Origin of the sequence: Ilyobacter sp., from assembly GCF_041583315.1 — a bacterium.
GTDB lineage: Bacteria > Fusobacteriota > Fusobacteriia > Fusobacteriales > Fusobacteriaceae > Ilyobacter.
Genome location: NZ_JBFHGC010000102.1, coordinates 1 through 6431, shown reverse-complemented (window position 1 = coordinate 6431; position 6431 = coordinate 1). Strand labels below are relative to the sequence as shown.

Annotated in this window: 8 protein-coding genes; 2 read left to right on the top strand and 6 right to left on the bottom strand. The window is 32.0% G+C overall.

Annotated elements, in window-relative coordinates:
• Nucleotides 1-378, bottom strand: a 378-nt coding sequence (locus ABZA26_RS05050; protein WP_372713429.1) for a multicopper oxidase domain-containing protein, incomplete at its 3' end; no start/stop codon positions are given.
• A gap of 223 nt (nucleotides 379-601) precedes the next feature.
• On the opposite strand from ABZA26_RS05050, the gene ABZA26_RS05045 reads away from it, so the two are divergent.
• Nucleotides 602-1036, top strand: a complete 435-nt coding sequence (locus tag ABZA26_RS05045; RefSeq protein WP_372713428.1) for a hypothetical protein — start codon at nucleotides 602-604, stop codon at nucleotides 1034-1036.
• A 61-nt stretch (nucleotides 1037-1097) separates the two neighbouring features.
• On the opposite strand, the gene ABZA26_RS05040 is transcribed toward ABZA26_RS05045, so the two are convergent.
• The 5 genes from ABZA26_RS05040 to ABZA26_RS05020 form a co-directional block, all read right to left on the bottom strand.
• A complete protein-coding gene (locus tag ABZA26_RS05040) occupies nucleotides 1098-1538 on the bottom strand; it encodes a hypothetical protein (protein ID WP_372713427.1) in 441 nt (146 codons plus the stop codon).
• A gap of 251 nt (nucleotides 1539-1789) precedes the next feature.
• Nucleotides 1790-2236, bottom strand: coding sequence for a hypothetical protein (locus ABZA26_RS05035; protein WP_372713426.1), 447 nt, complete (start codon nucleotides 2234-2236; stop codon nucleotides 1790-1792).
• A gap of 202 nt (nucleotides 2237-2438) precedes the next feature.
• Nucleotides 2439-3050 carry an ABC transporter ATP-binding protein gene (locus ABZA26_RS05030; protein WP_372713425.1) on the bottom strand — a complete coding sequence of 204 codons (612 nt, stop codon included), beginning with the start codon at nucleotides 3048-3050 and terminating at the stop codon, nucleotides 2439-2441.
• Nucleotides 3034-4617 (bottom strand): ABC transporter permease, encoded by a 1584-nt coding sequence (locus ABZA26_RS05025; RefSeq protein ID WP_372713424.1) that lies wholly within the window; start codon nucleotides 4615-4617, stop codon nucleotides 3034-3036. Before ABZA26_RS05025 ends, ABZA26_RS05030 begins: the two co-directional genes overlap by 17 nt.
• A gap of 87 nt (nucleotides 4618-4704) precedes the next feature.
• On the bottom strand, nucleotides 4705-5763 hold the full coding sequence (locus tag ABZA26_RS05020) for an extracellular solute-binding protein (RefSeq protein ID WP_372713423.1): 1059 nt from the start codon (nucleotides 5761-5763) through the stop codon (nucleotides 4705-4707).
• Between the two features lie 262 nt (nucleotides 5764-6025).
• Between ABZA26_RS05020 and ABZA26_RS05015 the strand changes: the two genes are divergently transcribed.
• On the top strand, nucleotides 6026-6431 hold a 406-nt coding region (locus ABZA26_RS05015; RefSeq protein ID WP_372713422.1), incomplete at its 3' end, for a recombinase family protein.

Here is a 6431-nt window from a genome sequence, read left to right as displayed (position 1 = left end):
TTCCTGTAGTCCCGTATGGGAGTGATACCAGTAGGTTCCTGATTGTATCAATGGAATTTCATAGGTGAATGAAGTCCCGGGAAGTATGGGAGGAGTGTTCAAGTAAGGGACTCCGTCCTGATCATTTGGGACCAGCAGCCCGTGCCAGTGTATAGAGGTTTCTACATCCATATGATTGTTAAATGTAACTCTGAGGATATCTCCCTCTGTAAATTCAAGAGTCGGTCCTGGAATACCTCCATTTAATGTCATAGCCTTTACTGTATTTCCTGTGAAATTTACTTCAGTATAAGCTATATCAATTTCATATTCCACTAATTTAGAATAGCTAAAACTAAAAATCAAAAGAAACAAAAGCATTACCCATTTTTTTTTCATCAACTCGCCCTCCATACAATAAAATTATTTTATATGCTTATCTATTATTCAATTAAAAGTTTAGAAGTCCTTTTGTGAATATTTAATTCAAACAGTTGCTTTGATCATTGATGTTATATTTTAGTATTAATCGAATTTAACACTTTGAAAATAATACTAACTACTGTCACAATCTCGTCACATTCATAAGGTATTTATTTGTATATCAAGGAGGGTGATAATTATGAAAAAATTTTTAATCGCTGGATTGTTGGTTGTATCAGTTGTAGTTTTTGCTAGAGGCTATAATAATTACAGTCACATGTATGATTCGCACAGATATGAAACTAAAATTAATCAAAACTTAACTCTTGAACAAAATGAAAAATTAAGTGCTTTAGAGAAAGAAAATTACAACAATAGAAGAAGACATACTTTAGATATTCAAAACAAAAATTTGGAAGTTCAACGAATGATGAATGAGGATAAGATTGATTGGGTGAAAGTTGAAAAAATTAATGGTGAAATTGCTGATATTCAGGCAAAGATGAGGACTGAATCAATGAAATTTAACAGAAAAGCTTATGACATAACAGGTTATGAACATATGAACAGAATGAGCGGAGTGAGAGGATTTTGTGGAAGAGACAATATGAGCAGAAGAGGGCATATGTATTAGATTCTGATTTTATTCTATAGTTGTTAGTTTCTAAAAAGACTTCCTTTTAATGGGAAGTCTTTTATTTTTTCCCTCTTATAAATCGGGCACATATATAAATTATAAGTGTTGGAAGAGTAATCCATTGAATAATCGGAATAATTCCGATATGAGTACCAGGAATAAGGGGCATATATTCTGAATACGACCAAGATTCTCTTATAACTACATTCAGTATTTCACTATATGCGGTATATGATGCTCCCAAGACTGTAACGGCCAAATAATCTTGTTTTGAAGGGTCGAAAAACCACATATTGTTCTTTTTTGCCAGAGACCATATCACCATAGAGACACCTAAAATCATTATATCGCCTATTGTGCAGTGAAATCTATACCATACAATATAATTTATTTTATCGGTAATATCTTGAAAAAAAGGGGTTTGAAGCCACTCCCACATTCCAAATATAACAAAACTGAAAAAGAAAAAAATCATAAAATAATTAATTTTTTTGATCATAATATTAGCCACCATCCTAAGTATTTATAAACGCATAGTATATGAAGGTGGTATATATGTCAAGAATAGTTATGATAAGTATAGTGATTTAGATCTATTAAGGACTTCTTATTACTCTTTAAGTATTGAGTTTTAGGATATGCTTCTTAATAAGCATATTTTCTGTAGGAATAGAGGGATTGTATGGATAAACAGGTCTTAAAACAAAATGGGGTAGGCTCTTTTGGAGCTTACCCCATACTTTATTTTACTTAAGCATTCTTATCCATCATTTTGCACTTCTTACCTTTACCCATCATACCATCCATCATTTTTATACCAAATTTTTCTTTTGCTTCAATTTTAAACTTTAGCATCTCTTTTTCTTTGTCAGCTTGAAGTATAGATTTTTTATCTATAAGTCTAGCTATTTTTTTAGTATCTACGCTTTCATTTAGCATCTCTTTTTTTATTTGGATATCAATTTCTTTTATATCTAGCATAATTTTTTTCATAGTAATCATATGTTTTTTATGAGAAGCTTGATATTCTTTTTGCTCATCAGGAGAAAGACTACTAATTTGGTCCATCATTGAAGTTTTTTCTACGTTTTCTGATTTTACTTCTGCCTTGTTATGAGATGAGTGATCTACTACTTGACTTTGAGAAAATGCTGCAGTTGAGAGCATTAACGCTAGTATTAGGATTGTTTTTTTCATTTTTATAATTCCTCCCGAAATATGTATTTTGTTTAAATACATGTTACTTTAATTGTGTGACAGTTCAGTGTCTTTTATATAATATTTGTAATAGAAACTTTAAAACACCAGAATCGGATGTTAGATTTTCGCTTGAATTGACGCTAAACCAAAGTGTTTCAAAGCTAAGATTAGCTATAAAATTAGATAAAATGTCTTTAATTTACATTTCTATTATTTTACTGCACAGTACCTCAGCATCTCTGCTATCATGAGTTACAAGAATTGTAGTGATTTTTAACTCTTCTAAGACTTCTAGTATTTCTAATCTAACATTTTCCTTTAGACCTTCATCAAGTGCAGAAAAAACCTCATCAAGAAGAATAATCTTAGGATTTGTAACAAGAGTTCTGGCTAGAGCTACTCTTTGCTTTTGACCTCCGCTAAGCTCATGTGGATAATGGTTAAAAAGAGAATCTATATGCAACATCTTAGAATATTTATTCAATAGATCTTCTTTCTCAGTATTTTTATATTGTGAAATACCAAAATATATATTTTTTTTAACATTCAGGTGCGGAAATAATGCAAAGTCCTGAAATACATATCCAAACTCCCTTTTATAAGGTGAAAGATTGGTAATATTATTATTATCAAATAAGATATTTCCACTGCTTGGTTTTTCGAGGCCAGCAATCAATCTAAGAAGGGTGCTCTTCCCACATCCTGAAGCTCCTTTAAGAGCAACTCTTTCACCTTCTCTCACTTCCATAGAAAAGTCTTTCAAAACTTTTTTATTCCCATAGTTAAAATTAATTTTATCTATTTTTAACATTTTTTCCTCCTAATTCTAAGTAGACAATCATTAAACTACATACTCCTACAATAACAAGAGACGGAATAGCTGCAACTTCTATCATTTCATTTCCAGCATATCTATATATTTCTGTAGAAAGAGTTTTAAAATTAAATGGTCTCAAAGTGTATGTCAGTGTCAGTTCTTTTATAAGGTCTATAAACAATAAAATAAACACAAATTTTGTAGGCTTCTTAAGGATGGGAAGATTTACTCTGACAAATGTTCCTAAAAAATTATGACCTAGAGTTGTTGAGGCATTGAATATATTTGGATTTATCTTGTCAAGAGTATTTGAATAGTTTGAAAAAGCTACTGATATAAATTTAATCACAAGAGCTATAACCAGTGCTGTTCTCGTATTCATAAGTACAAGCCACTCAATATGAAACAATTCATATATACTATTATCTAGAGACAGAGTAAAAATATAGACTGCCAGAGCTAGTATAATAGATGGGATTGAGTAACCAATTACTGCAATGGTAGAGAAGAACTTCTTTCCGTTCTTTAGTTGATTTACTATACTTGCAAAGATAGTGGATATTACAATAATTAATAATATAGCAATAGATAGTGTAAATAATGTATTAGTTGTTATGTCAAGAAGGCTGAGACCTTCAATATATGAACTTTTAGCTATAGCGAAACCTATCATCTCATATGCAGGGAGTATAAATCCTAAAAATACGATGATCCCAAGAAATGTATAGATTGCAAATGCTAATGATGGTGATGGTTTCACAGGTTTAATTTTTTTATTAGAGATTCCTTCATATCTTTTTCTTTTCCTAATTAGTTTTTCAACAAATATCATAATACCGAGAATAAATATTAATATTATAGATATTTTAGCAGCAGTATCTTTTTGTCCTAGTCCCATCCATGAATCTGTAATAACTTTAGAAATTGTTGCCACTCCGTAAAACTCTACTACTGCAAAGTCAGATAGAGTTTCAAAGATCACAAATAGTGTAGCCCCTAATATAGCAGGCCATGAAAGTGGGAAAATAACTTTTATAAGAGTTTCAAAGTTAGATTTTCCAAGAGTTTTAGAGGCTTCTATATACTCTACCAAGTTATTTCTAAGATATGAACGACATGCAAGATAAACATATGGATATAAAAATATTCCATATATAAATACCGAACCTTCCATAAATATTTTATTAGTGAAAATATTACTCAGCCATTTATTGGTATAGAATATCGATGAATAGGTATATGCTCCTACGTATACAGGAAATGCTAAGGGCAGTGTCAGTAAGACCTTAAATACATTTTTAAATTTAAAGTCATACATAGTTATAAAGTAACTACCTGCAAATCCTAACAATATAGAAAATGCCCCAACCTTAAATACAAGTTCCAGTGTGTTGAATAAATACTCCCAAATAATTCCCTTGTTTATCAATACATTTAGATATGGGGTATTGGGTGTAAATAATAGAGGAATAGAGTCAGATATTGGAAGTAGAATAAAAGCAAGTATTAAGAATAATAACAAAATTTTTATTATTCCATCCTCTATCTTAAAAATTTTCATGAATTTCACATCCTTATAAAATATAAAGAGGTGATAAGAGTAGCGTTATACCCTTACCAACCCCTTTTAATTTAATTACGTAAAAAATTATTTTTTAGGAGTGTCCCAGTTGGATCCTATCATGATGTTAAGTGCTTCTTCATTATATTTCCCCAATAAATTTAAATTGATATCTTGTTCCTTCAGTGTCTTAAGACCTTGTTTATCTAACCATGATGCAAGAAGAGGGCTGAGCTTGGCTTCTGCATTAACAGGAAATTCATAGTTAGTAGCAGAGAATGCCTCTTGTTGTTTTTTCATAGAAAGAAATTCAATCAATTTAATGGCTTCCTCTTTATTTTTGGCATTTTTAACAACTCCAGCTCCACTAATGTTCATATGAACCCCAGACTCTCCTTTGTTTTGGTTAGGAAAGTAAAGGCTAGTCTTATCAGCAACTCCGTAATATTTTGAACTTTTATCAGTTTCATTTACGAGTTTACCATAGTAGTAAGAGTTGGCAATAGCAATATCACCTTCACCATCTTTGACAGCTACAGCTTGAATTCTATCGTTTCCTTGTGGGTTTCTAGCCATTTGATCTACTAATTCCTTTACCCATTCAGAAGTTTTCTTCTGACCATGTAATGCAATAAAGGAAGCAACCATTGACTGATTGTACATATTTGACGAGGATCTAACAAGTACCTTGTCATTCCATCTTGAATCTTTTACTAAAGATTCATAAGTAAGTCCCTTTAGATCCTTAGCCTTAACTCTATCATTTGAATAAATAAATACTCTCGCTCTCTTAGTTAATCCGAACCACTGATTATCATCATCTTGATACTTAGCTGGAATATTTGACTCTAATATAGAACTATTTACAGGTTGTAAGATACCAGCTTCCTTTGCTTGAGCTAAGTTACCTGCATCTGATGTCATAAATACATCAGCTAAGGGAGCTCTTCCTTGTTCCTTTATCTTAGAGATACTTACGGCACTTTGATCACTTACAACATTAACTTTAATACCAGTTTTTTTAGAAAACTCGTTGTACAAAGCATCATCAGCATCGTAATGTCTAGTTGTATAAACATTAACAACTCCAGCTGCATTTGCAACGATTGAAGATAAAAGGACCAACCCAATTAATAGTTTTTTCATGTAAATAAACCTCCTAAATAATTATTGTAGAAATATAATAACACCTTTAATTTAAAAAGTCAATCATTTTGATTATCAAAGCTTATGTGTTGGAAAACTTTGGAACTGATATCAAAAGGTATACCTTGTGAGACTGAAATTTGAGAATGTGTTTACTGGGCTAGAGATCCGTATTTCCAAACGGAAAGTTATCTAAATTCACATGGACCTTTTGAAACATTCCTGTTACAGTTTTTGTAAGATAAATTGTAGGAGGTGTGAAATGAAATACGGTTATGTGAGAGTATCGACCAGAGAGCAAAATGAAGAGAGACAGCTTAAGGCACTAAGAGATCATGGAGTCAGTGCCAGTCACATCTACACAGATAAGATATCAGGGAAGAGTATGGACAGACCTGCCTGGAATAAACTACTGGTGAAAATAGCAGCTGGAGACACGATAGTGGTTAAGGAGCTAGACAGACTGGGGAGAAACCTGAAACAGATAAAAGACACCTACGAGTTGCTGGGCAAGAAGAAAGTCCATATACAGATCTTAGACAACGAGGTATTATCCACAGCGAATAAAAGTAAGGTAGAGATAGAACTGCTTCAGCCTATGCTGCTTCACCTTCTTGGATATATTGCAGAAAAGGAGAGGGAAAAGCTTCTAAAGAGGCAACGTGAGG

Bases quoted from the DNA above. Each gene is read 5' to 3' on its own strand.
- ABZA26_RS05045 (WP_372713428.1), top strand. From the start codon at position 602: ATGAAAAAATTTTTAATCGCTGGATTGTTGGTTGTATCAGTTGTAGTT.
- ABZA26_RS05040 (WP_372713427.1), bottom strand. From the start codon at position 1,538: ATGATCAAAAAAATTAATTATTTTATGATTTTTTTCTTTTTCAGTTTT.
- ABZA26_RS05035 (WP_372713426.1), bottom strand. From the start codon at position 2,236: ATGAAAAAAACAATCCTAATACTAGCGTTAATGCTCTCAACTGCAGCA.
- ABZA26_RS05030 (WP_372713425.1), bottom strand. From the start codon at position 3,050: ATGTTAAAAATAGATAAAATTAATTTTAACTATGGGAATAAAAAAGTT.
- ABZA26_RS05025 (WP_372713424.1), bottom strand. From the start codon at position 4,617: ATGAAAATTTTTAAGATAGAGGATGGAATAATAAAAATTTTGTTATTA.
- ABZA26_RS05020 (WP_372713423.1), bottom strand. From the start codon at position 5,763: ATGAAAAAACTATTAATTGGGTTGGTCCTTTTATCTTCAATCGTTGCA.